Origin of the sequence: Streptomyces sp. DG2A-72, from assembly GCF_030499575.1 — a bacterium.
Lineage (GTDB): Bacteria > Actinomycetota > Actinomycetes > Streptomycetales > Streptomycetaceae > Streptomyces.
This window is the reverse complement of record NZ_JASTLC010000001.1, coordinates 4,346,998-4,369,850: the sequence shown is the minus strand read 5'-3', so window position 1 is coordinate 4,369,850 and position 22,853 is coordinate 4,346,998. Positions and strand designations below refer to the sequence as shown.

Sequence of the window (22,853 nt, the reverse complement as noted above, 5' to 3'; positions counted from 1 at the left end):
ACTCCGCCGACTCCTGGCACAGTTGCCGCTCGTGCTGCACCGGTGCGCCAGCTCCAGTACATCCAGAGGCCATTTCGGACTCGCCGTCGACCACCCGTACTCCCCGAGCCGCCGGGGACATTCCGCCGACCCCTTGCCTGACGTGCCATCAGCTCCGATCATGCATGTGACGACCCGTCAGATAATGGAGGGCCAGTGTGTCCTACGGCATCCAGCTCCCGGTCCAGTCCCAGAGCACCCTCTACACCGAGCCCTGGGAAGCAGCCGCCGGCCCCGACGACCTGGTGGCCATCGCCCGGGTCGCCGACCGTGCGGGCTTCTCCTACGTCGCCTGCTGCGACCACGTGGCCGTCCCGCGCCGTCTCGCGCCCGCGATGAGCACGGTCTGGTACGACCCCGTCGCCACCCTCGCCTTTCTCGCGGCGGCCACCGAGCACATACGGCTCCTCAGCCATGTCGCCGTCGTGGGCCTCCGCCACCCCCTGCTCACCGCCAAGCAGTACGCGACCCTCGACCACCTCTCCGGCGGCCGGCTGATCCTCGGGGTCGGGGCGGGGCATGTGGAGGAGGAGTTCTCGGCGCTGGGGGTGGACTTCCAGCACCGGGGCGCGGTGCTCGACGAGACCATTGACGCCCTCCGCGCCGCCCTCGGCCCGGACGAATTCCCCGAGCATCACGGCAAGTTGTACGACTTCGAGGGCCTCGGCCAACGCCCCCGGCCCACCCAGTCCCACATCCCCCTCTGGGTCGGCGGCTCCTCACCCGCCGCCGTACGCCGGGCCGCGCTGAAGGGGGACGGCTGGCTGCCGCAGGGCGATCCACGGGACCGGCTGCCGGAGCAGATCGCCCGGATCAGGCGACTCCGCGAAGAAGTCGGCAACGAGGAACCGTTCGTCATCGGCGCCATCACCGAGCCCTTGTACGTCGGACAGCCCGCCTGGGCCGTAGGGCGGCGCACCCTCACCGGACCCCCCGACGCCCTCGCCGAGTCCCTCCGGGCCTACCGCGCGATGGGCGTGGACCAGATCCAGGTGCGGTTCCGCAACCGGGGCCGGGACGAACTCGCCGACCAGATCGCCGCGTTCGGGGCGGAGGTGGCGCCGCTGCTGTGACCGGCGGACTTGCCTGGGCGCCGGGTATTCCTTGAACGTTTGAACATGTCCACGCCGAGCCGCGTATGTAAGGACCCACGGACGCGAGCTTCGGTGGAAGGACACAACGGCGTGCGATCTTCCCAGCGACTCTCCGTCGCCCTCGCCTGCCCGGACGGCGAGTGGCCGCATGCCGACTGGCCGGCCCCGGACAACGGGTACGTGCGACGGGCCGTGCGCCTGTCCCGGCCCCTGCGGGTGCCCGCGGACGTGGACGTGGTGCTGCTGCGCTCCCTGGACCCGGCGGCGGACTTCCCCGAACTGCTGGACGTCCTGGGGGAGTCGGGCATCCCGGTGATCGTGATCAGCCCGCGCCAGGACACCGACACGATCGTCGAGGTGTTCCGGGGCGGGGCGGGCTACCTGGTCGAGGGCGACTACTGCACCTGCATGCTGTCCTCCGCCGTCCTGGCCGCCACCGTCGGCCGCACCTACCTCTCCCCACTGGCCTGCGAGGCCCTCAGGGAGGGCGCCCAGCGGATGTCCCGGGCCCAGAGCGCGCTGGAGCGCTTACGGTCCCAGCTGTCCCCGCGCGAACGCCAGATCATGGAGCTGCTGTCGACCGGCCTCGGCGCCCAGGAGATCGGGCTGCGGCTGCAGCTCAGCGAGAAGACCGTGCGCAACAATCTCAGCAACATCTACGCCAAGCTGGACGCACGCGGAAGCACGGACGCGGTCCTGAGGTGGCTGGGAGCCGCGCCCGTGCTTCGCGCATGAGAAGGGGATACGCCCACCGGCTGCGACTGCCGGGGCCGTTCTTCTAGGCCTTGTTGAGGAGCCTGTCGGCCTCCGGAGTGCCGCACTTCACGTTGCGCATCCAGAGGCGGCCGTCCGGAGTTCCGTTCTTCAGGAGCTGCGGATAGAAGACGTGGATGTCGGTGGCTCCCTCGCGGGGTGAGAAGAACACCTTCTGGCCGTCCTGCTCGTCCTTGTACGTGGCCTTGAGGTATCCGCTCACGTCGGTGCGCTTCTCGGACCACATGAAGACGCCGACGTGGTCGGGCTTCACCACCTCATCGATGCTGTAGGAGAAGCCGGTCTTGGTCTCGTCACGCTTGACGTTGTATTCGGTCGTGGAGAACTTGATGCCGACCTCGAAGAACGAGTTGCCGATTTTCGAGTCGCCGCCGGCCGAGAAGCCCGAGTCGGTCTGAACGATCCTGGACACCGACCCGGTCACGGAGAAGCCCGTCTCCTTCGGCTCGTCTTCTCCGCAGTTGTCCGTCACGTCGGAGACCACCTTGTTGGGGCCGAGGCTGTTCTCTCTGACACCGACGGGGACGAACTCGCAGTTCTCCAGTTCGTCCGAGTCGGCGCGGCAGTCGGCGGCCACCTCGTCGGGGGTGGCGGCGCCCGCGCTGTTCATCAGCGGGACGGCCACCGCGAGCGCGGCGACGGGAGCGAGGGCGAGCGTGATGCGCTTCTTCTTGCTGCGGTGGGTTCCCTTGCGGGGCGTGCGTGCCATGGTGGCTCTTTCTCCTTGTGAAAGCGGGTGGAGGAGGTTCAGCAGTCGACCGTTTCGGTGTCACGGATGCCGGCCGCTTCCCCGGGCGCACCTGCGGCACCGTCCCGGACGACGGGTCCCTCGATGACTTCGGGCACCTCGAAGATCTGCTCCGGGCGGGGCTTGGTGTAGGCCGTCCCCCCACCCGGATGGGCGTCGATCTTCACCCGCCAGACGCCGGTCATGCGCTGCATCTTCGGCACGAAAGTCATGTACAGCACCTTGCCGACCGGGACCTTGGCCTTGTCCGTCAGGTTGGTGCCGACCGCCTTCACGGTCAGGTCCAGCGTCGCCTCGTGGTCCACCCAGGAGGCGTTGAGGGCGCCGAAGATCCCCGCCGCGAAGCCCTGTTGTGTCACGGTGTACTTGCCCTGGCCCTGAGCGACCTCGGCCGACGCCTGGAGCTGGACCTGCGTCGGTTCGGTGGAGTTCGGCTCGCAGTTCGCGTAGTCGATGCTGACCTTCTGCTTGGGCCCGTTGAAGGGCTCCATTTTCGTCGTGACGAACTCGCAACTGCTGGCCTCGAAATTCGGGCCTGCTATCCCGCCACCACCGAAATCCTCGAGGGACTGCTCTTTGTCGTTGAGCACCTTCGCTCGTTGGCACATCCTCATGATCTCTTCGGGCGTCTTCTCGGCGGCGGCGTTCGCCGACGGAGGCAGCGCGACGACGACGGCCCCGCTGGTCATCAAGGCGGATACGGCCGCCACGATCCTGATCTTCTTGTTCTGCAGTTTCCGCTTGGGCATGGCGAAAATTTTGGATGCCCTTGACGGACGCCGACAGAGTCAAACATCCCTACTGGCGAGTCACGTGAGATTCGCCTCAGCAACGTCGACGACTTGCATCTGACGCATCGTCAGATATGTGGCTACGATGCTGAGTCCACCGTGTCCACCATCATGTGCAGGGGGTCGCAATGGGCAAGCTCGAGGGACGGGTCGTCATCGTCACCGGGGCGGCGCGCGGACAGGGGGAGCAGGAGGCTCGCCTGTTCGTCGAGGAGGGCGCGAGAGTCGTCCTCGCCGATGTGCTCGACGACCAGGGCGAGGCCCTCGCCGAGGAGATGGGCGCGCTGTACGTCCACCTCGACGTGGGCCAAGAAGCCGACTGGCAGGCCGCCGTCGCCGCCGCGCGGAGGGCCTACGGCCACCTCGACGGGCTGGTCAACAACGCCGGCATCCTGCGCTTCAACTCCCTCGTCGACACGCCCCTCGACGAGTTCATGCAGGTCGTGCGGGTGAACCAGGTCGGCTGCTTCCTCGGTATCAAGACCGTCGCGCCCGAGATGGCCGACGGCGGCACGATCGTCAACACGGCCTCGTACACCGCGGTGACCGGCATGGCGGCCGTCGGGACGTACTCCGCCACCAAGCACGCCATCCTCGGCCTCACCCGGGTCGCCGCCCTGGAGCTGGCGCCCCGCGGCATCCGGGTCAACGCCATGTGTCCCGGCGCCATCGACACCGCGATGTCCAACCCGGGGCTGCTGGATCCCGGAGCGGACGCCGAGGAGACGTCGAGGGCGCTCGACGGGCTCTACCGCAAGCTCGTGCCGCTCGGCCGGATCGGGAAGCCGGAGGAGGTGGCACGGCTGGCGCTGTTCCTGACCTGTGCGGACTCGTCGTACATCACCGGGCAGCCGTTCGTGATCGACGGCGGGTGGCTGGCGGGCGTATCCGTTATCTGACTTGCCGTCAGCTATTGACGGCTCATGCGTACGGTGCCACAGTCAGCGATCTGACGGCCCATCAGATAATCCACAGCATTCCAGACCGGGGACGGTGAACCTCCTTGGAATTCGGGCTCTTTGTACAGGGATACGTGGGCAAGCGCGCCGAGACCGACCCGCTGGCCGAGCACAAGGCGCTGATGGAGGAGACCGAGTACGTCATCCAGGCGGACCGGTCCGGCTTCAAGTACGCGTGGGCGTCCGAGCACCACTTCCTGGAGGAGTACTCGCACCTCTCCGCCAACGACGTGTTCTTGGGGTACCTCGCCCACGCGACCGAGCGCATCCATCTCGGCTCCGGGATCTTCAATCCCCTCGCCCAGGTCAACCACCCGGTCAAGGTCGCCGAGAAGGTGGCCATGCTCGACCATCTCTCCCAGAACCGCTTCGAGTTCGGCAGCGGGCGGGGGGCGGGGTCGCACGAGATCCTGGGGTTCATACCGGGCGTGACCGATATGAACTACACCAAGGAGATCTGGGAAGAGACCATCGCCGAGTTCCCGAAGATGTGGCTCCAGGACGAGTATGTGGGCTTCCAGGGCAAGCACTGGTCGCTGCCGCCGCGGAAGGTCCTGCCGAAGCCGTACGGCAAGTCCCACCCCGCGATGTGGTACGCGGCGGGCTCTCCTCCGTCGTATGCGATGGCTGCCCGCAAGGGGCTCGGTGTGCTCGGGTTCAGCGTGCAGAAGGTCTCCGACATGGAGTGGGTGCTGGAGCAGTACAAGACGGCGGTGGTGGATGCGGAGCCGGTCGGGGACTTCGTCAACGACAACGTGATGGTGACGACCACCGCTATCTGTGCGCCTACGCATGCCGAGGCGATCGAGATTGCGGTCAACGGGGGGCTGCACTATCTGCCCTCGCTGGTGTTCCGGTACCACGACACGTTTCCGCGGCCGGAAGGGTTTCCCGTGTGGCCGGAGACGTTGCCGGAGTACACCGCGGAGTTCGTCGAGGTCCTCATCGAGGAGGAGCTGCTGATCTGCGGGGATCCGGACGAGGTGCTCACGCAGTGCAAGCGGTGGGAGCAGGCGGGGGCGGATCAGTTGAGCTTCGGGTTGCCGGTGGGGGTGCCGAAGGAGGAGACGTTGCGGACGATTCGGCTTATTGGGGAGCACGTGATTCCGAAGATCGATACGGATCCGGTGCATCGGACTACGCGGTTCCGGAGGGCGGCCTGAGGTTCGTTGGCGTCTGCGGGTCCGTTGTGGCCGGTCGCGCAGTTCCCCGCGCCCCTAGGTAGGTCAGGTCACCGTAGCTCCAGGAGGTGAGCCCATGCTTGATCACGTCATCAAAGGTGCGGCCGTCGTCGATGGGACCGGTGCGGCTGCTTTCACTGCCGATGTCGGCATACGAGACGGTCGTATCGCCGTCATCGGTACCGTCACCGAGGAGGCTCGGACCAGTGAGGATGCCGCCGGGCTCGTTCTCGCGCCCGGGTTCGTCGATCCCCACACGCACTACGACGCCCAGTTGTTCTGGGATCCGTACGCCACCCCGTCCCTGAACCACGGGGTGACCACGGTCGCTGCCGGCAACTGCGGATTCACGCTCGCGCCCCTCAACCCCGACCGGCCGGACGATGCCGACTACACGCGCCGGATGATGTCCAAGGTCGAGGGCATGTCGCTGGTGGCGCTGGAGGAGGGGGCGCCGTGGAGTTGGAGTTCTTTTGGGGACTACCTCGATGCGCTCGAAGGTCGTATCGCCGTCAACGCGGGCTTCATGGTGGGGCATTGTGCGCTGCGGCGGTATGTGATGGGGCCGGATGCTGTCGGCGGTCAGCCGTCCGAAGACCAACTCGCCGCCATGCTCCGCCTGTTCCACGAGGCGATGGACGCGGGTGCGTGGGGATTCTCGACCACGCAGTCCTCCACCCATTCCGACGGGGACGGGCAGCCCGTCGCCTCCCGGCATGCGAAGCCTGCCGAGTTGCTGGCGCTCTCCCAGGCGGTCGGGGAGCACGAGGGTACGCAGATCGAGGCGATCGTGGCCGGGTGCCTGGATCAGTTCAGTGATGCCGAGATCGATCTGTTCGTGGAGATGAGCGCGGCGGCGGGGCGGCCGTTGAACTGGAATGTGCTGACGATCGACTCCTCCGTCCCTGAGCGCGTGCCGAGGCAGTTGGTCGCGAGTGAACGGGCGCGGAAGGCGGGCGGGCGGGTGGTGGCGTTGACGATGCCCATCCTCACGCCGATGAACATGTCCCTCGGAACCTTCTGCGCGCTGAACCTCATCCCCGGGTGGGGGCCGATTCTGGGGCTGCCGGTGCCGGAGCGGATCGCGCGGCTCAGGGATGCCGATGTGCGGGCGGAGATGCTGGAGCGGGCGGGCAGCAAGGAGGCAGGTGTCTTCCGGCGGCTGACGAACTTCGGGCGGTACGTCATCGGCGACACGTACAGCGAGGCGAACCGTGGGCTGAGCGGGCGGGTCGTGGAGGACATCGCGGCGGAACGCGGGCAGGACGCCTTCCAGTGCCTGGTGGAGATCTGTGCGGCGGACGAGCTGCGTACGGTGCTCTGGCCGATGCCGACCGACAACGACCCGGCGTCCTGGGCGATGCGGGCCGAGGCCTGGCAGCACGAGGACGTGATGCTCGGGGGGTCGGACGCGGGGGCGCATCTGGACCGGATGTGCGGGGCGCCGTACACGACCCGGTTCCTCGGGGACTGTCTGCGCGGCCGGAAGCTGGCCGGCCTTGAGCAGGCGGTGAAGATGCTGACCGATGATCCGGCGCGGTTGTTCGGGCTGCGGGAGCGGGGCCGGGTGGCGGAGGGCTTTCATGCGGACCTCGTCCTCTTCGACCCGGAACGGATCGACGCCGGCAAAGCCACTCTGGTGCACGACCTGCCGGGTGACAGTCCGCGGCTGGACTCCAAGGCGCTCGGGGTGCGGGCCGTGTGGGTCAACGGAGTCGAGGCGATCCGGGACGACGTGGTGACGGGGGCGGTGCCGGGGAAGGTGCTGCGGTCCGGGCGGGACACGAGCACGGTGGGCACCAAGTGACCGATGGCCAGAGGCTGTTCATCGGTGGCCGGTGGGTCGAGCCGGACGGCGGCCACTACGAGGTGATCGACCCGGCGTCGGAGGAGACCGTCGGGTGGGCGCCGGAGGCCTCGCGGGATCAGGTGCACGCGGCTGCCGCCGCGGCCCGCGAGGCCTTCGGTCCGTGGTCGCGTACGACGCCGGAGGAGCGGGCGGTCGTGCTGGGCCGGGCGGCGGACATCATCCGCGGGCACCTGGAGCCGTATGCCCGGCTGGCGCAGGCGGAGACGGGGGCGACGACCGGGACGGCGTACGGCATGCAGGTCGGCGTCGGCGCGGCGCGTTTCCGGCGGTACGCGAAGGTCGAGCCGGCGGAGTGGGCGATCCCGCCGCAGATCAACGAGGCGGGTCCGATGGGCAGGGCGGCGGTGATGGGCGCCCTTGCCGTACGCCAACCCGTCGGCGTCGTCACCTGCGTCACCTCCTACAACAACCCCTGGGCCAACCCGGCGGGCAAGATCGCCCCCGCGCTGGCCATGGGCAACACGGTCGTCGTCAAACCCGCCCCGCAGGACCCCCTGTCGGTGTTCCGGATGGCCGAGGCGCTGGCGGCGGCGGGCGTTCCGGCGGGCGTGGTGAACGTGGTCTGCGGCCGTTCGGTGGAGGTGGGCGAGGCGGCCGTGTCCTCCCCGGACGTCGACATGGTCAGCTTCACCGGCTCCACCGCCGTAGGACAGCGCATCGCCGAAGTGTGCGGGCGCGACATGAAACGCCAGTTGATGGAGCTGGGCGGGAAGGGCGCGGCGCTCGTCTTCGACGACGCGGACCTCGGCTCGGCGGTGGCCGGCATCGGGACCACCTTCTCCTTCTACAGCGGCCAGATCTGCACGGCACCGACGCGAGTGCTGGCGCAGCGCGGCGTGTACGACCGGTTGGTCGAGCAACTGGCGGGCTATGCGGGCCGGTTGACGGTCGGTGACCCGAGGGAGCCCGGGACGGTCGTCGGGCCGGTGATCTCGGCTGAGCACCGGGAACGGGTGGAGTCGTACGTCGAGCTGGGCCGCAAGGAGGGGGCCACGGTGGTGACGGGCGGCGAACGCCCCCCGTACGACCGCGGCTTCTACGTCCCCCCGACCCTCCTCGCGGACTGCACCTCTCCGATGCGCGTGACCCGGGAGGAGATCTTCGGCCCGGTCGTGTGTGTCATCCCCTTCGACGAGGAGGAAGAGGGGATCACCCTCGCCAACGACAGCGACTACGGCCTGATCGACTACGTCTGGTCGTCCGACGTGGCCCGGGCATTCCGCGTGGCCCGGCAACTGCGGGCCGGCGGGGTGGGCGTGAACACCGTCGGGCGGAACATGGAGGCGCCGTTCGGGGGGTTCAAGAAGAGCGGGGTGGGGCGGGATGTGGGGTCGTATGCCCTGCATGCGTACAGCGAGGTGCAGGCGATCGTGTGGCCGGGGTGAGGATCGGGCGTAGACATTTTCGTGCCGTGTGCATGCCATGTCGTTTCCTCCTATCGTGGGGCGATGGAGTGGACGACACTTGTGGCGACGCTCGTCGGAGCAGCCATCGCGTTGATGACTGCGCTGTGGGTGGAGGCGCGCAAGGACCACCGTGACGTCGCGGCCGAGTGGCGCAACACGCGACGCGACCTCTATGCGGCCTACCTTGCTGAGCTGACCCAGGCCCGCAACGAGTTGGTGATCCTTTCCGTGGACACCTCGACCGTCGGCACGAGGCGCTTTCAGGAGAGTCGGCGGGTGTTCATGCACTGCTACCGACTCCGGTATCAGCTGGAGCTCTTCGCCCCCAAAGAGGTACTGGAGCCGGCGCTTGAGTACTTCCGTCTCGTGCGCACGTTCCGGACCAAGGTCGGCGACGGTAGCTGCACCACGGAGGAAAGCTGCCAGGTGTACACCAACCCGGCGAAGAACGCGCTGGTCCGTGCCCGCGAGGCGATGCGGGCGGACATGGGCGTCCGTCCGACGGCGGAGGGCCGGCGTCCGGCGAGGCCCCTCACTCCTCCAGATCCACCCGCACCGTAAGCAACTCCGCCCCCACCACCCGTACCGCCGCACTGTTCATCCGGGGCAGGCTCCGCAGCCGGGCCACCGCGTCGTCGTCCGGCAGGAGATGCGCGGTGCCGTCGTGCCAGCGGCCCCGGATCCGGACCCGCACCCTCGGGTTCGCCTTGATGTTGCGGACGTACTGCGACCGCTCCCCGAACTCCGAGACCAGCCAGAAGGAGTCGCCGACGCGGCGGCCGCCGATGGGGGTGCGGCGGGGGAGGCCGGAGGTGCGGCCGGTTGTCTCCAGGAGCGTGTGGGTGGGCAGGCGGCGCATGACGCGGTTGAGGTGACGCTGGACCGCGGTGACGGCCCGGTATTTGCGTTCGGAGTGACGGGGCATTGTTTCCGGGTCTCCTGTGTCGGGTCGGCGAAGGGACTCCATCATTGCCCTCAGGAGACGGGCGGCAGGGTGCAGGGGAAGCCTTACGCTGCCGCCGGTCCATGCCCCAGTGCGCGCATCGACTACATCAACCTCAGTGGTGGTGGAACTGGTCGAGTGGTGCGGTGTCGAGCTGCGGTACCGGGCTGTGCAGGTAGTTGACGGACTGGCCCGATCCGGGGAACGCGCCGACGCCGAAGAGGCGGCAAGCTGCTGTGGGCCGAGTACGGAGTCGGGACGGGGGCGTGGTGAGCAGGACCATGCTGGGAGGTGGAGCCATGCCCGTTCATCAGGAGCAGATCATGAGCGCACAGCCCGAGCACGGCTGGGGAGAGATGCCCCTCCCGGACATCCGGACGGTGGACGACCTGCGCAGTGCGCTCAGCCGTTATGGCTTTCCTGGAGACCGGGAGCGGTTCGAGGAGGAGTTGGCCGCCGCCATAGGAGCCTCTCCGACGAATGACTTCGCAGGCGCCGCGGCCGTGGTCCGGGCCTACCGCCACAGGGTGCTGATCAGGAACTCGCCCGAGATCATGGCGGCTCTCGAAGACGCGCGGACCGGAGGAACCGGTACTTGAATCGTGTACACGCACACACCCGGTATGGGTGTGACCGTCGTCTACTACTTCCGCGATCCCCAGGTGCTGGACTGAGTCGTCCCGTCTTGACACCCCCTCTGCCCTCACCGGCACCCTGATGAAGTGACCGAACCCGCGAGGCGGACCCTCCTCCTGGCCGCCGCCGCTGCCGGGCTGGGGCTCGTCGGATGTACCTCTGAGGAGGAGGCCGGCGAGAAGCCCGGCCCCTCGGGCACGCCTTCCCGGACGCCGGCCTCGGTGCCTCCGACGCCGACGCCGACCGAAACCCCGCTCCCCTCCGCCTCCCCCTGGCCCCTCGTCCGCACCGAGGTCGAACCCCAGGCCAAGCGGAACGCCGTACGGCTTCTCGAAGCCCTCGGTACCTGGCCCCGTGGGCAGGACGGAACCGGGTCCGCGAGGCGGAGGGCGAAGGCGCAGGGTGTGCCCTCCGCTTCCGCTCCTGGGCTCGTGGAACAGGCCGGGCCCCTCCTCGACGCCGGTTCCGAGGCCACCGCCCGTGTCATCGCCGCGCAGTACGGCGGGCTGCTCGCCACCCGGGCCAGTGTTCTCGTCGCGATGCGTCAGTGGGGGCGTGCGGACGACGGCACGGTCCGGGCCGGGGGCGCCACCGTCGACGTACGGCTGGGGCGGTCGCCCGGAGGGTGGCAGGTCGGCGCCTTGTATCCGTCCCGTCCCGCGCCGCCCCTCGCCCGGCCCGGCGCGCTGATCGAGCAGGTCGTCGGCCATGACCGCATCCACCTCCCGCCCGCGGCCGACGCCGACGTACGGGCCGGTCAGCTGCGGCCCAGGGCGCTGCGCGCGCTGCTCGCGCTCGCGGAGACGTACGAGATCGATGTGAGCGTCGTGCACACCGGGCACCCGCGGAACGTCTTCGGGACGAACCGGCTCAGCGATCACACGCGGATGCGTGCGTTCGACGTGTGGGCGGTCGACGGGAAGACGGTGATCGACCCGGAGACTCCCGACTCGCTCATCGACGGGTTCATGCGGGCGGCGGCGCGGGCCGGGGCGTACAACATCGGCGGGCCGCGGCTGCTCGGGGGCGGAGGGTTCTTCTCCGACCGGGTGCACCGGGATCATCTGCACATCGCCTTCGACAGCGACAGCTGAGTTCTGCGTTTGACGACAGCCCGGCACGGGGCTGCACTGGATTCATGGACGCTGCGGCGACTCCGTCCTAAGGAGAGCAGCGATGACAACCATCGAGAGTTTCAGCCTTCTGCAGCCGTACAAGATCGCCGAGGAGACGTTCGTCATCCCGTGGGCCCTCGAGGCCCCGCCGGTCGGCCACTTCCCGATGAACTCGATGGTGATCCGGGGAACCGAACCGGTCCTCGTGGACACCGGGGCGCCCGCGGTGCGCTCCCAGTGGCTGGAGGCAGCCTGGTCCGTCGTGGATCCCCTGGACGTACGGTGGATCTTCCTCACCCACGACGACCGCGACCACGCCGGCAACCTCCTGGCGGTCCTCGCGGAATGCCCGAACGCGACCCTGCTGACGACATGGTTCTCCATCGGCCGCATGGCCGAGGAGTGGGAGACTCCCATCAACCGGTGCCGCTTCATGACCGACGGCGACACGATCGACGTGGGCGATCGCACCCTGGTCGCCAAGCGACCGCCCCTGTACGACAACCCCACAACCCGCGCCCTCTTCGACCCGAAGGCCAACGTCCTGTGGGCCGTGGACACCTTCGCCATGAACGTGCCGACCCCTGTGCCCGAAACGGCGGCGCTGTCGCCAGACGAATTCCGCGACGGCCAGTTCTTCGGCGGAAGGCTGGTCTCCCCCTGGGTCGCCCTGCTGGACACCCAGAAGTTCGGGACGGTCGTCACCGACTTCCAGCACCTGGACGCCGAGGTCATCGCCGGCTGCCACTGCCCGGTCCTCCGCGGAGCCCAGATCCCCGAGGCCTACGACCTCCTCCGCCAGCTCCCCGGAATCCCACCGTGGGCAGAGTTCACCCAGACCGACCTGGACCAGTGGATGGCGGTTGCCGAGAGCTCGGTTCCGCCGGAGCAGCCACGGCCGTCGGGGACGTGAGCGGCGCTGCCTCGCGGCGTTGGGCAGGCCGTCGGTATGTCGGAGGCGGTGACCGACGGGATCCGCCGGCGTGCGAGAAGCGGTGCTCCGTGGCGGGATCTGCCTGCGGAGTACGGTCCGTGGCAGACGGTCTACGGGCTCTTGCAGCGGGGAGACAGCCCGCGCCCTGTAGCGATCTCTGGTCACCTCTGGCAGGGAAGCCTTGCGGACGCAAGTTGACCGCAAGGCTTCCTACGGTCGTTCCATGACGCAGAACAGCACACAGACGCAGAAGATCCTTGTCACCGGCGCCACGGGAACCGTCGGCCGCCAGGTCGTCGCCGAACTGCTCGCCCGCGGCCACGCGGTCCGCGCCCTCACCCGGGACCCGGCCAGGGCCGCCTTCCCGGCCGGTGTCGAGGTCGTTCAGGGCGACCTGACCGAACCCGACAGCCTGATCCCGGCTCTGTCGGGCGTCACCGGCCTGCACCTGATCACCTTCGGCGGGCCCTACTTCGCTCCGTTGGAGACCGGCCCGCGGATCCTGGAGCTGGCCCGCGCGGCCGGAGTACGCCGGGTCACGGTGCTGCACGGCGGCGGGCCGTCGCTGCTGGAGGACGCCGTGCGCGCCGACGACGGTGTGGACTGGACCGTGCTGATGCCGGTCGAGTTCATGGCCAACGCCCTGGAGTGGGCGGACGGGATCATGGCCTCGGGCGTGGTACGCGAGCCGTTCGTCTCCCGGCTGAGCGCCATGGTGCACGAGGGCGACATCGGCGCCGTCGCCGCGGTCGCGCTCACCGAGGAGGGGCACGGGGGCCAGGAGTACGTGATCACCGGCCCCGAACTGCTGACCGTCGGCGACAAGGTGGCGAAGCTTGCTGCGGCCTGTGGCCGGGAGATCGCCCTGGTCGAGCTGACCGAGGAGGAGGCAGTCGCCCAGTGGCGGGCGGCGGGCCACCCGGAGGACGTCATCGGCTTCCTGCTCGAGGCGTACGGGAACACCCCGGAGGTGGGCCGCACGGTCGTCGACACCGTCGAGAAGGTCACCGGCCGCCCGGCCCGCACCTTCGGCCAGTGGGCCACGGAGCACGCCGACGCCTTCACGGCCCCGCACTCACACAACGCCCGCTGAGTACGGCTCTGCGCTCGTCCGCCACACATCCGCCAGGATCTCGCGCGCCTCCCCGCTCCCGGCCCCCAGGAAATACGGCACATGCCCCTCCCCGATCCGCACCGGCAGCAGCCTCGCCGCCATCGCCCGCGCTCCCCAGAACACCAGCTCCAGCACCACGCCCTGCCGGACCTGGCGGGAGAAGTCCATGTCGAAGACGAAGTTGCCGAGCGAGTGCGCGACGAGCCGGTCCCGATACAGCTCCATGCCCTGCACCCAGTGGGGATGCGAGCCGACCACCGCGTCCGCGCCCGCGTCGACGAGCCGCCGGGCGACGGTGTGCTGGTCCTCGCCGGGGCGGTGCGTGTACTGCTGCCCCCAGTGCGGGCAGACGACCACGACGTCCACCTGCCCGCGCAGGTCACGCACCGAGGCCTCCAACGCCGCCAGGTCGGACGTGTTCAGCGGGCCCGTCCGTGGGTCCATCCGAACCCGCACCGCACCCGGCGTCGCCTGGCCCGCCGCCGGTGTCTCGCCGATCGCGTTGAAGGCGAGGATCCCGAAGCGCACGCCCCGCGCCCGTACGATCGCCGGTTCCCGGGCGGCGGCCAGGTTCTCGCCCGCCCCGGTCGCCGCGAAGCCCCCCTCGCGCACCGCCCGCACCGTCCGCCGCAGTGCCTCCGGGCCGAAGTCGCCGAGGTGGTTGTTGGCGAGGGTGAGAACGTCGAAGCCCGCCCTGCGCAGGCCCGCGAGCACGGCGGGGTCGGCGGCGAAGGAGTCGCCGCCCTGGGTCGGCTCCCCGGCGCGGGACAGGGTGCACTCCAGATTCCCGACGGTCAGATCTGCCGCCGCCAGCCGTCGCCGCGTCCGCGCGAACGGCATTCCGGGATCCCCGGCCCGCGCGATCCCCTCACCGACCCGCCTGCCGAGCATGATGTCGCCGGTCCAGAGCGTGGCGACGACCGTGTCCGGCCCTTTCTCCGAGGCCACGGTCACCGGATAGCGGCCCGGCTCCGTCACCGGGTCCCGGCCGCCGACCGGCAACGCGGCCACGCTCGGGTCCAGCGCGTCGGCCCGTACGACGGCGATGGCGTCCGGGTCGTCTCGTACGGCCGTCACCGCCTCCCGGTCGGACCCGGGCGCCCCGCGGACGACCCGGGCCCGCCCGCCCTGCCCACCGAGCTGCTCCCAGGTCACGCTCCCGCCGTCCCGCAGGTCCGTCACCAGCCCTGCGTCGGCGGCGAGTCCAGGTGCCCGGGTGGGATGGACGGCCAGGACCAGGGGGAGCCGGGCCGCCGTCTTGCTGCGGCTGACGCTGGGACGGGGACCGGGGCTCGGTGACCGACCGGAGGTGCACCCGGCGGCCAGCACCGTCCCCGCGGCCGTCAGCGCCAGGGCCTCCCGCCGGGACCGGCCCCGGACCGGGTCTCGGGAGGACATACGGCGATTCTTCGGTACCCGCGGCGGCCCGTGAAGGGGGCGGCTCACTTCGGACGGCCGACCTCCGCGACGGGCTCGATGAGCCGGGACATGCCGGGCGTCAGGCGGGCGTCTCGGCGGTGGCGGTCAGGACCGCGCGGCCGAGGATGTGGCTCGCCATGGTGAAGCCGAGGACGGCCGGGGTGGCGTCGGCCGCGACGCCGATGGACTCGCCGTCGTGGCTGGTCGCGCCCACGCGGCGGAGCCGCACATTGATACAGCCCCGCGCCCCTTTGGGGCGCTGCCGAACCGCAGCCGGCTTCGCCCGGCCCGCTCAGCCCCGCCCCAGGAAGACCGGGTTCGTGAACGCCGCCAACGCCCCCGGCAGCGGCCCGATCACCGTCTCGTGCCGCAGCTCCACCCGCACATAGGCCGCATACGACGGCGTGGTCCGCCACTCCACACTCCCCGCCCCCGACACCGGCAACGGCGCGCTCGTGAACAGCACCCCCTGGTCGGTGACGAGCCGGACCGTGCAGCGTGGCGCGCCGGTGACGTCCACGCGGACAGTCACCGGCGTGTCACGGCCGACCTCCAGCCGCTCGCCGATCCCCGCGTGCTCACCGCGCCCGCCCGACGCGCTGAAGGCCACCGAGACATGCCGGGACTCGGCGACGTACGACCGCCCCGCCCGGATGCCCTCCTGGATCGCCCCCCGGCTCAGTTCGTCGGCGAGGACAACGGTCTGCGGGTGCCCGACCACGTCCGGATCCCGGTGCGCGTCACTGTTCCCCATCGCCGGGACCCACCCCCGGCCCTCGGACCGCACGGACGCCACCAGCATCCCGTCCCAGTCCGCCAGCGCCACCTCGTCGTCCGGCGTCCACGGCCCGTTCCACACCTCCACCGCGTCCACCTCACCGAACCCGAACTTCCAGTTGCAGCCGATGCAGGTGGCATGCGGATGGGCGGGCACCACCAGACCGCCCGCCCGGCGGATCTGCCGGGCGAACCGGCCGAACCGGTTGTCGCGGGCGCGGTAGCGCCAGTCGACGAAGGTGCCGGGGTCCGTCCCCAGGGCGACGAGATGCCCGTTCCGCGTAGTCACCTCCTCGCCCAGCATGATCAGCAGGTCGTCGCCCGCCTCCTCGGCCCAATGCGCGTGCGCCGAGTGCGTGTTGTGCTCCGACGTGTTGATGAAGTCCAGCCCCGCCGCCCGCGCGAGCGCCGCGATCTGAGCCGGGGTGCGGCGGCCGTCGGAGTACCAGGAGTGCAGATGGCAGTCCCCGCGGTACCAGGCCCGGCCCCGCCCCTTCGCCCGCGAGGGCGGGTACGCCGGCTCGACGACGGCGCCCGGTTCGCCGTAGGACAGCGTGATCGTGATCTCGTACGGCAGACCCTGCGGCGCCACCGTGTACGGGCCGAGCGCGATGTGCCACGTGCCGGGGCGGATCGGGCCCGGGATGTAGCCGGGCGTGGCGTCGTCCGCGCGGAGGAAGAACTCCGTGCGCGCCCCGCCCGACCAGCCCCGGAAGCCACGGCCGCCCAGCTCGGTGCCGCGTTCGTCGAAGATGCCGATGTCGAGGGCGTTGCCGGGGGTGCCGGCCGGGACGGAGGGTCTGTCGTAGGTGTACGCGACCTTGATCTCCCGTACGCCGGACGGGACTTCGAGCGGCAGGTAGACGAAGTCGGGCGATCCGGTGGGCAGGGTGCCGCGTACCGTCTGCGTCTCCTGGGTCCGGCCGTCCGCGGCCGAGGCGAAGCTCACGCTTCCCAACGTAAGCGCGGCGGCGGCTCCCGTCACGAACAGCGCGCGTCTGCCGATGCCGTGGTCGTCTTCGCACATGCGCGGAACTCTGGCCTTCGGACGTGAACTGCCGTACAAGGAAGGGGAATCCGCAGACATCCGACAGTGAGAGCCGTGTGGATGCCGACTGGTCGGTATGGACATTCGGGGTCCGTCGCGGTACAGATGGGCCATGCGCCTCTCCGTCACGATCTTCCTCACCGACGAGACGATCACCCCGACCCGGCTCGCCCGCGAGCTGGAGCAGCGGGGCTATGCCGGGCTGTATCTGCCCGAGCACACGCACATCCCCGTCGAGCGGGTCACCCCGTACCCGGCGGGCGGGGAGCTGCCGCCCGAGTACGGCCGTACGCTCGACCCCTTCGTCGCGCTGGGCCAGGCCGCGGCCGTGACGGACCGCCTGGGCCTCGGCACCGGCATCACGCTCGTGGCCCAGCACGACCCGATCGACCTGGCCAAGCAGATCGCGACGGTCGACCATCTGTCGAGCGGCCGATTCACGCTCGGGCTCGGCTTCGGCTGGAACGTGGAGGAGGCCGCCGACCACGGGGTGGAGTGGCGGACCCGCCGGGAACTCGTCCGGGACCGTATGGCGTTGATGCGGGCGCTGTGGGCGGAGGAACCGACCGCGTACGAGGGTGAGTTCGGGGGTGTGCGGGCGAGTCACGCCTACCCCAAGCCCGTACAGAAGCCGCGCGGCCCGGTGGTCGGTCCGCGCACGCTCGTCGGGGGCGCCGCGGGGCCGAAGCTCTTCACGCACATCTGCGAGTACGCCGACGGGTGGATGCCGATCGGGGGGCGGGGCCTGTCGGAGTCGATGCCGCGGCTGCGGGCCGCCTGGGCGGACGCGGGCCGCGACCCGGCGGGGCTCCAGGTCGTGCCGTACGCGGTCTATCCGACCTCGGGCAAGCTGGCGCACTATGCCGACCTGGGTATCGAGGAGGTCGTGGTGCAACTGCCTCCGGCGGGGGAGGCGGAGGTTCTGCGGGTGCTGGACGGGTATGCCGAGTACCTGTAGCCGAGGGGATGGCTGCCAACCCAGGGGCGCGGGGCTGTATTGGATATGCGGCTCCGCCGCGTGGGCGCGACCAGCCACGACGAGCCCGCAGTGGTCCACGAACCGTTGCCCCCCGTCCCCGCTGAACCGGCGGAGCCCCTCCGTATGCTCGAAGGATGACGACCTCCGTGAGCTCCGGAACCGGCCCCACCGAGAACTCCATGCGTCGCGCCCTCAAACGCGCCCGGGACGGCGTCGCCCTTGACGTCGACGAGGCGGCGGTGTTGCTCCAGGCTCGCGGTGCGGCCCTCGACGACCTCACCGCGTCCGCCGCCCGGGTGCGGGACGCGGGCCTCGAGGCGGCCGGCCGCCCCGGGGTCATCACCTACTCGAAGAGCGTCTTCATCCCCCTCACCCGGCTGTGCCGGGACAAATGCCACTACTGCACGTTCGTGACCGTCCCGGGCAAGCTGCGCCGGGCCGGACACGGGATGTTCATGTCCCCGGACGAGGTCCTCGACATCGCCCGCCGAGGTGCCGCCCTCGGCTGCAAGGAAGCCCTCATCACCCTCGGCGACAAGCCCGAGGAGCGGTGGCCGGAGGCGCGGGAATGGCTCGACGCGCACGGCTACGACGACACGATCGCGTACGTCCGGGCCATATCGATCCGCATCCTGGAGGAGACGGGGCTGCTGCCCCACCTCAACCCCGGGGTCATGTCATGGACCGACTTCCAGCGGCTGAAGCCGGTCGCCCCGTCCATGGGCATGATGCTGGAGACGACGGCCACGCGGCTGTGGTCCGAGCCGGGCGGGCCGCACTACGGCTCCCCGGACAAGGAACCCGCCGTACGGCTGCGGGTGCTGGAGGACGCGGGGCGGTCGTCGGTCCCCTTCACGTCGGGACTCCTCATCGGCATCGGCGAGACATACGAGGAGCGCGCCGAGTCGCTGTTCGCGCTGCGCCGCGTATCGCGGTCGTACCACGGCATCCAGGAACTGATCATCCAGAACTTCCGCGCCAAGCCGGACACCGCGATGCGGGGCATGCCGGACGCGGAGCTGGACGAACTGGTCGCGACGGTGGCGGTGGCCCGGCACATCATGGGCCCGGCGGCCTGTCTGCAGGCGCCGCCGAACCTGGTCGACTCCGAGTACGAGCGGCTGATCGGCGCCGGAATCGACGACTGGGGCGGGGTGTCGCCCCTGACCATCGACCACGTCAACCCGGAACGTCCCTGGCCGCAGATCGAGGAACTTACCGAGCGCTCGCGTGCTGCCGGCTTCGAACTGCGCGAACGCCTCTGCGTCTACCCGGAGTTCGTGCAGCGCGGCGAGCCCTGGCTGGACCCGCGGCTGCGCCCGCACGTCCGCGCGCTGGCCGACCCGGAGACGGGGCTGGCGCGCCGGGACGCCGTGGTCGAGGGGCACCCCTGGCAGGAGCCCGAGGAGGTGTTCGTCCCCTCCGGCCGTACGGATCTGCACACGTCCATCGACACCGAGGGCCGTACGTCCGACCGCCGCGACGACTTCGACGAGGTGTACGGCGACTGGGGCGCCCTGCGCGAGGCGGCGGCGCCGGGCATGGTGCCGTCCCGGATCGACACGGACGTACGCGCCGCTCTGGCGACGGCGGCGGACGATCCGACGAAGCTGACCGACGAGGAGGCGCTGGCGCTGCTGCACGCGGACGGTCCGGCGCTGGACGCGCTGTGCCAGGTCGCCGACGACGTACGCAAGTCGGTGGTCGGCGACGACGTCACGTACATCGTCACCCGGAACATCAACTTCACCAACGTCTGCTACACGGGCTGCCGTTTCTGCGCCTTCGCGCAGCGCCGCTCGGACGCGGACGCGTACACGCTGTCGCTGGAGCAGGTCGCGGACCGGGCGCAGCAGGCGTGGGACGTGGGGGCGGTGGAGGTGTGCATGCAGGGCGGCATCCACCCGGACCTGCCCGGCACGGCGTACTTCGACATCGCGAAGGCGGTGAAGGACCGCGTCCCCGGCATGCATGTGCACGCCTTCTCGCCGATGGAGGTGGTCAACGGCGCGACCCGGACCGGGCTTTCGATCCGCGAGTGGCTGACGGCGGCGAAGGAAGCGGGCCTCGACTCCGTCCCGGGCACGGCGGCGGAGATCCTCGACGACGAGGTCCGCTGGATCCTGACGAAGGGCAAGCTGCCGACGGCGACCTGGATCGAGGTGATCACGACGGCGCACGAGGTCGGCATCCGGTCCTCGTCGACGATGATGTACGGCCATGTGGACCAGCCGCGCCACTGGCTGGGCCACCTGCGCACCCTGGCCGGGATCCAGCAACGGACGGGCGGCTTCACGGAGTTCGTGACCTTGCCGTTCATCCACACCAATGCGCCGGTGTACTTGGCGGGCATCGCCCGCCCGGGCCCGACCATGCGGGACAACCGAGCGGTGACGGCGATGGCCCGCCTCCTGCTCCACCCTCACATCCCCAACATCCAGACGAGCTGGGTGAAGTTGGGCACGGAGGGCGCGGCGGAAATGCTCCGCTCGGGCGCGAACGACCTCGGCGGCACGCTGATGGAGGAGACGATCTCGCGGATGGCGGGGTCGTCGTACGGCTCGTACAAGTCGGTACGTGACCTGGTGGCCGTGGCGGAGGCGGCGGGCCGCCCGGCGAAGCCGCGTACGACGCTCTACGGGGAGGTGCCTCAGGAGCGGCAGCGGGCGGCTCAGGCGTCGGACGGTCATCTGCCGGAGCTGTTGCCGGTGCTGGACTGAGGGGGCAGAGCTCTCGCAGTACGATGATCCGACCCTGTCGGTGAGCTGAGGAGATGCGTACCCGTGCCAGCCCCGAAGGTCTGGGTGACCGGTCTGACGGTGGGAGCGATAGCTGTGGTCGCCGCCCTGGCCGTCCAGGCCGACAAGGGCCCGCGTCCCACGGCGACGGCCCGTCCGAGCCCGTCGGCGTCGGCTTCGGGGGGCACCCAGCCCAGCCCCACCGCCTCCGCGCCGGCCGCGGTACCGGACGCCTCCGGCACCGGCCGGCGCATCGTCTACTCCCTCGGGCAGCGGCGGGTGTGGCTGGTCGACGCGAGCGATGCCGCCCGCCGCACGTTCGCCGTATGGCCGGGGACGGTCGCCCCCGACCCCGGCAGCTACTCCGTCGTCTCCCGCCGCGACGCGACGACCGGCTCGGACGGGGTGGCGATCGAGAACATCGTCTACTTCGCCACCAAGTCCGGCCTCAACATCGCCTTCTCCAACGCAGTCGACGGCTCCTCACCCCCGCCGGCCTCCGGCACCCAGACCGGCGGCATCCGGATGCGCGAGGCCGACGGGTCGGCGGTGTGGACGTTCGGGTCGACGGGGACGACGGTGGTCGTCGTTGACTAGGGCACGGTCCTAGCCGATCGGATGGAGGGCCGGTAGGTGGTCCCGTCGTCGGTGCGCTCGTGCAGGACCGTCTGGACGCCGTGATCGTCGCTGAACACCACGGTGGAACGAACGCTGTCGCCTTGGTTGATCCACCGGCCCACCCAGGCGTCGAGCGCCCGGTGCCGAGGCCCCGGCCCGGCCGGCGGGCTGTCGGGGGCCTGCTCGGTGCGGCGGTTGACGGCCACCACGCGTGGTGTCGTCCCGGTCCCGTCCGTCATGACTCACTCCGTGCGCCGGTCAGCTGCACGACGAGCAGCACGATCCCGCTGAACACGAAGGCTCGCGTCGCCGCATCGAGCCCGTTCCAGTCCGCCGACTGCCACATCGAGAACCACTCACCGCCGATCGCGATGAACCCGGCGCCGAAGAGCAGCAGCACCATCAGCAGGCCGTACGTCGAGAAGCGGCGGGCGCGGGCGTCGTCGCGGCGGAACCAGAGCCACGTGCCGTACAGCAGCACCAGCGCGGCGACCGTCTCCCAGACGATGATCACCACATACGCCGTGTCCTGAAGTCCCTTACTGGTGATCGCTCTCCACATCAGGTCGTCGTCCTTGAACGTCGTGTCCATCGCCAGGACGTGCCGCACGAACTGCTGGTTCGTCCCGAAGTCGGTGATGTTCCCGAAGGCGACGAGCGCTATGTAGAGCGCGACGCTCGCGGTGAGGAGGGTGGCGGTGAGGTGGAGGGCGCTGCGTGAGGTCCGTGGGGGTGTTGTCGTCATGAAGGTCATCCTTCCGGGGCGGGCCACTGTGTTCCAGCTCAATCGAGCCCGAAACGATTTCCCCGGAAGCGGAGTTGGGGCAACCCGGACGAACTAGTCGGTGTCCTTGGGGTGGCGGGTGGATGCGTACACGAGATGGACGGTGCGGCGCTCCTCGTCGACGAGGTAGCGCACGCGACCACCTGCCGTCACCTCGTACTCCCACTGGGGATACTCCTGACCGCCGAGGTGGCCTGTGGCCAAACGCCCCCGCAGCCGGTGCTGACGGTCGGGGTCCGTCCGGGACATGGGGTCGCTGCGCAGTGTCTCGAAGCAGCGCCGGGTGTTCCCTGGCGCCTCCGCGCCCAGCTCGCCCCAACCCTTCGCCGCCTCGTTCGTCGCGAATCGCAGGCGCCATTCCCCGCCCACGGGCGGTGGGGCGACGTCGTCGCCACGCTTAGGGCTCACGGGGCCGTCACCTCGCCGTGGTCCTCGTCCGGCAGCCGGCGGGTGAGCTGCGCGGTGAGCTCGGGGTCGGCGAGGATGCGGGCCGTCGCGCGCCATTCGACGACGACTCGGTGGAGATTGGCGTGGACGTCCAACTGGGCCGCGTCGTACGTGGCGTCGATCAGCTCGGCGACGAACTGCTTCAACTCGTCCGCCGACAGATGACGGACCCATGGGAAGACCGAAGGCAGCGCGCGCAGTATGGCCCGCTCACCGGCATCGCTGCGGACGAGGGCGGCGAGCAGACGGGCCGTGATGTCCGCCGTTTCCTCGCGCTGCTGATCGTGGCGTGCGGTCGTCAGGTAGAGGTCCTCGCCGTCACGACGCGTGATGTGGACGCGCTGAGCCCGGTCGAGCGTTTCGGCGACACGCTTCGAGTTCTTCGAGAGCTCGGAGAAGGCGACCGTGGGAGTGGACATGGTCCACGGTACTTCGGAAT

At 70.1% G+C, this 22,853-nt stretch carries 24 protein-coding genes and 2 pseudogenes; 15 read left to right on the top strand and 11 right to left on the bottom strand.

All coding sequences use genetic code 11. The features are described 5' to 3' along the window. Positions 1-197: 197 nt before the first annotated feature. Both QQY66_RS20600 and QQY66_RS20595 read left to right on the top strand, forming a co-directional pair. The gene (locus QQY66_RS20600) at positions 198-1,112 is read left to right on the top strand and encodes a TIGR03619 family F420-dependent LLM class oxidoreductase (RefSeq protein WP_301981808.1); all 915 of its coding nucleotides are present in this window, start codon (positions 198-200) and stop codon (positions 1,110-1,112) included. Positions 1,113-1,223: 111 nt separating this feature from the next. Further along, positions 1,224-1,868, top strand: coding sequence for a LuxR C-terminal-related transcriptional regulator (locus tag QQY66_RS20595; protein WP_301981807.1), 645 nt, complete (start codon positions 1,224-1,226; stop codon positions 1,866-1,868). A gap of 43 nt (positions 1,869-1,911) precedes the next feature. On the opposite strand, the gene QQY66_RS20590 is transcribed toward QQY66_RS20595, so the two are convergent. Both QQY66_RS20590 and QQY66_RS20585 read right to left on the bottom strand, forming a co-directional pair. After that, on the bottom strand, positions 1,912-2,616 hold the full coding sequence (locus QQY66_RS20590; protein ID WP_301981806.1) for a hypothetical protein: 705 nt from the start codon (positions 2,614-2,616) through the stop codon (positions 1,912-1,914). Between the two features lie 38 nt (positions 2,617-2,654). After that, positions 2,655-3,404 carry a hypothetical protein gene (locus QQY66_RS20585; RefSeq protein WP_301981805.1) on the bottom strand — a complete coding sequence of 250 codons (750 nt, stop codon included), beginning with the start codon at positions 3,402-3,404 and terminating at the stop codon, positions 2,655-2,657. Between the two features lie 170 nt (positions 3,405-3,574). Between QQY66_RS20585 and QQY66_RS20580 the strand changes: the two genes are divergently transcribed. The 5 genes from QQY66_RS20580 (at position 3,575) to QQY66_RS20560 (ending at position 9,423) form a co-directional block, all read left to right on the top strand. Then, the gene (locus QQY66_RS20580; RefSeq protein ID WP_301981804.1) at positions 3,575-4,345 is read left to right on the top strand and encodes an SDR family NAD(P)-dependent oxidoreductase; all 771 of its coding nucleotides are present in this window, start codon (positions 3,575-3,577) and stop codon (positions 4,343-4,345) included. A 104-nt stretch (positions 4,346-4,449) separates the two neighbouring features. Beyond that, positions 4,450-5,568, top strand: a complete 1,119-nt coding sequence (locus QQY66_RS20575; protein WP_367666987.1) for an LLM class flavin-dependent oxidoreductase — start codon at positions 4,450-4,452, stop codon at positions 5,566-5,568. 94 nt (positions 5,569-5,662) lie between these two features. Then, positions 5,663-7,393 carry an amidohydrolase family protein gene (locus QQY66_RS20570; protein ID WP_301981802.1) on the top strand — a complete coding sequence of 577 codons (1,731 nt, stop codon included), beginning with the start codon at positions 5,663-5,665 and terminating at the stop codon, positions 7,391-7,393. Beyond that, positions 7,390-8,841, top strand: a complete 1,452-nt coding sequence (locus QQY66_RS20565; protein WP_301981801.1) for an aldehyde dehydrogenase family protein — start codon at positions 7,390-7,392, stop codon at positions 8,839-8,841. The genes QQY66_RS20570 and QQY66_RS20565 overlap by 4 nt, the downstream gene beginning before the upstream one ends. A gap of 63 nt (positions 8,842-8,904) precedes the next feature. Continuing rightward, complete coding sequence (locus QQY66_RS20560) at positions 8,905-9,423, top strand: hypothetical protein (RefSeq protein WP_301981800.1); 519 nt, start codon at positions 8,905-8,907, stop codon at positions 9,421-9,423. Here the strand turns inward: QQY66_RS20560 and QQY66_RS20555 are convergent. Together QQY66_RS20555 and QQY66_RS20550 are read right to left on the bottom strand one after the other, a co-directional pair. After that, positions 9,395-9,787 (bottom strand): nitroreductase/quinone reductase family protein, encoded by a 393-nt coding sequence (locus QQY66_RS20555; protein ID WP_301981799.1) that lies wholly within the window; start codon positions 9,785-9,787, stop codon positions 9,395-9,397. The two genes, QQY66_RS20560 and QQY66_RS20555, sit on opposite strands and share 29 nt — an antisense overlap. 133 nt (positions 9,788-9,920) lie before the next feature. Beyond that, positions 9,921-10,106, bottom strand: coding sequence for a hypothetical protein (locus QQY66_RS20550; protein WP_301987772.1), 186 nt, complete (start codon positions 10,104-10,106; stop codon positions 9,921-9,923). On the opposite strand from QQY66_RS20550, the gene QQY66_RS20545 reads away from it, so the two are divergent. The 5 genes and pseudogenes from QQY66_RS20545 to QQY66_RS20525 all read left to right on the top strand — a co-directional run bounded on the left by QQY66_RS20545 (position 10,105) and on the right by QQY66_RS20525 (position 13,583). Next, positions 10,105-10,404: a hypothetical protein gene (locus tag QQY66_RS20545; RefSeq protein ID WP_301981798.1), complete on the top strand. Its 300-nt coding sequence runs from the start codon at positions 10,105-10,107 to the stop codon at positions 10,402-10,404. The two genes, QQY66_RS20550 and QQY66_RS20545, sit on opposite strands and share 2 nt — an antisense overlap. A gap of 258 nt (positions 10,405-10,662) precedes the next feature. Next, entirely contained in the window at positions 10,663-11,535 is an 873-nt protein-coding gene (locus tag QQY66_RS20540; protein ID WP_301981797.1) for a hypothetical protein, read from the top strand. Between the two features lie 82 nt (positions 11,536-11,617). Continuing rightward, positions 11,618-12,469, top strand: coding sequence for an MBL fold metallo-hydrolase (locus QQY66_RS20535; RefSeq protein ID WP_301981796.1), 852 nt, complete (start codon positions 11,618-11,620; stop codon positions 12,467-12,469). Positions 12,470-12,517: 48 nt separating this feature from the next. Next, positions 12,518-12,604 (top strand): annotated as a pseudogene (locus tag QQY66_RS20530) (transposase); the annotation flags it as partial. 109 nt (positions 12,605-12,713) lie between these two features. Next, positions 12,714-13,583 carry an NAD(P)H-binding protein gene (locus tag QQY66_RS20525; RefSeq protein WP_301981795.1) on the top strand — a complete coding sequence of 290 codons (870 nt, stop codon included), beginning with the start codon at positions 12,714-12,716 and terminating at the stop codon, positions 13,581-13,583. On the opposite strand, the gene QQY66_RS20520 is transcribed toward QQY66_RS20525, so the two are convergent. The 3 genes and pseudogenes from QQY66_RS20520 to QQY66_RS20510 form a co-directional block, all read right to left on the bottom strand. Beyond that, positions 13,566-15,002 carry a CapA family protein gene (locus QQY66_RS20520; protein WP_301981794.1) on the bottom strand — a complete coding sequence of 479 codons (1,437 nt, stop codon included), beginning with the start codon at positions 15,000-15,002 and terminating at the stop codon, positions 13,566-13,568. The two genes, QQY66_RS20525 and QQY66_RS20520, sit on opposite strands and share 18 nt — an antisense overlap. Positions 15,003-15,102: 100 nt before the next feature. Further along, positions 15,103-15,225, bottom strand: a pseudogene (locus QQY66_RS20515) (YbhB/YbcL family Raf kinase inhibitor-like protein); the annotation flags it as partial. Positions 15,226-15,315: 90 nt separating this feature from the next. Beyond that, positions 15,316-16,827, bottom strand: a complete 1,512-nt coding sequence (locus tag QQY66_RS20510) for a CehA/McbA family metallohydrolase (protein ID WP_301981793.1) — start codon at positions 16,825-16,827, stop codon at positions 15,316-15,318. Between the two features lie 133 nt (positions 16,828-16,960). On the opposite strand from QQY66_RS20510, the gene QQY66_RS20505 reads away from it, so the two are divergent. From QQY66_RS20505 to QQY66_RS20495, 3 genes are all read left to right on the top strand, one after another. Then, entirely contained in the window at positions 16,961-17,806 is an 846-nt protein-coding gene (locus QQY66_RS20505) for an LLM class F420-dependent oxidoreductase (protein ID WP_301981792.1), read from the top strand. 155 nt (positions 17,807-17,961) lie between these two features. Next, positions 17,962-20,547 (top strand): bifunctional FO biosynthesis protein CofGH, encoded by a 2,586-nt coding sequence (locus QQY66_RS20500; RefSeq protein ID WP_301981791.1) that lies wholly within the window; start codon positions 17,962-17,964, stop codon positions 20,545-20,547. A gap of 63 nt (positions 20,548-20,610) precedes the next feature. Then, positions 20,611-21,162 (top strand): hypothetical protein, encoded by a 552-nt coding sequence (locus tag QQY66_RS20495; protein WP_301981790.1) that lies wholly within the window; start codon positions 20,611-20,613, stop codon positions 21,160-21,162. Here QQY66_RS20495 and QQY66_RS20490 read toward each other — a convergent pair. From QQY66_RS20490 to QQY66_RS20475, 4 genes are all read right to left on the bottom strand, one after another. Next, positions 21,159-21,422 carry a hypothetical protein gene (locus QQY66_RS20490; RefSeq protein WP_301981789.1) on the bottom strand — a complete coding sequence of 88 codons (264 nt, stop codon included), beginning with the start codon at positions 21,420-21,422 and terminating at the stop codon, positions 21,159-21,161. The genes QQY66_RS20495 and QQY66_RS20490 overlap by 4 nt on opposite strands. Next, positions 21,419-21,928, bottom strand: coding sequence for a DUF2165 domain-containing protein (locus QQY66_RS20485; RefSeq protein ID WP_301981788.1), 510 nt, complete (start codon positions 21,926-21,928; stop codon positions 21,419-21,421). Before QQY66_RS20485 ends, QQY66_RS20490 begins: the two co-directional genes overlap by 4 nt. A 93-nt stretch (positions 21,929-22,021) precedes the next feature. Next, positions 22,022-22,375: a hypothetical protein gene (locus QQY66_RS20480; RefSeq protein WP_301981787.1), complete on the bottom strand. Its 354-nt coding sequence runs from the start codon at positions 22,373-22,375 to the stop codon at positions 22,022-22,024. Continuing rightward, positions 22,372-22,833, bottom strand: coding sequence for a prevent-host-death family protein (locus tag QQY66_RS20475; protein WP_301981786.1), 462 nt, complete (start codon positions 22,831-22,833; stop codon positions 22,372-22,374). Before QQY66_RS20475 ends, QQY66_RS20480 begins: the two co-directional genes overlap by 4 nt. Positions 22,834-22,853: the final 20 nt, after the last annotated feature.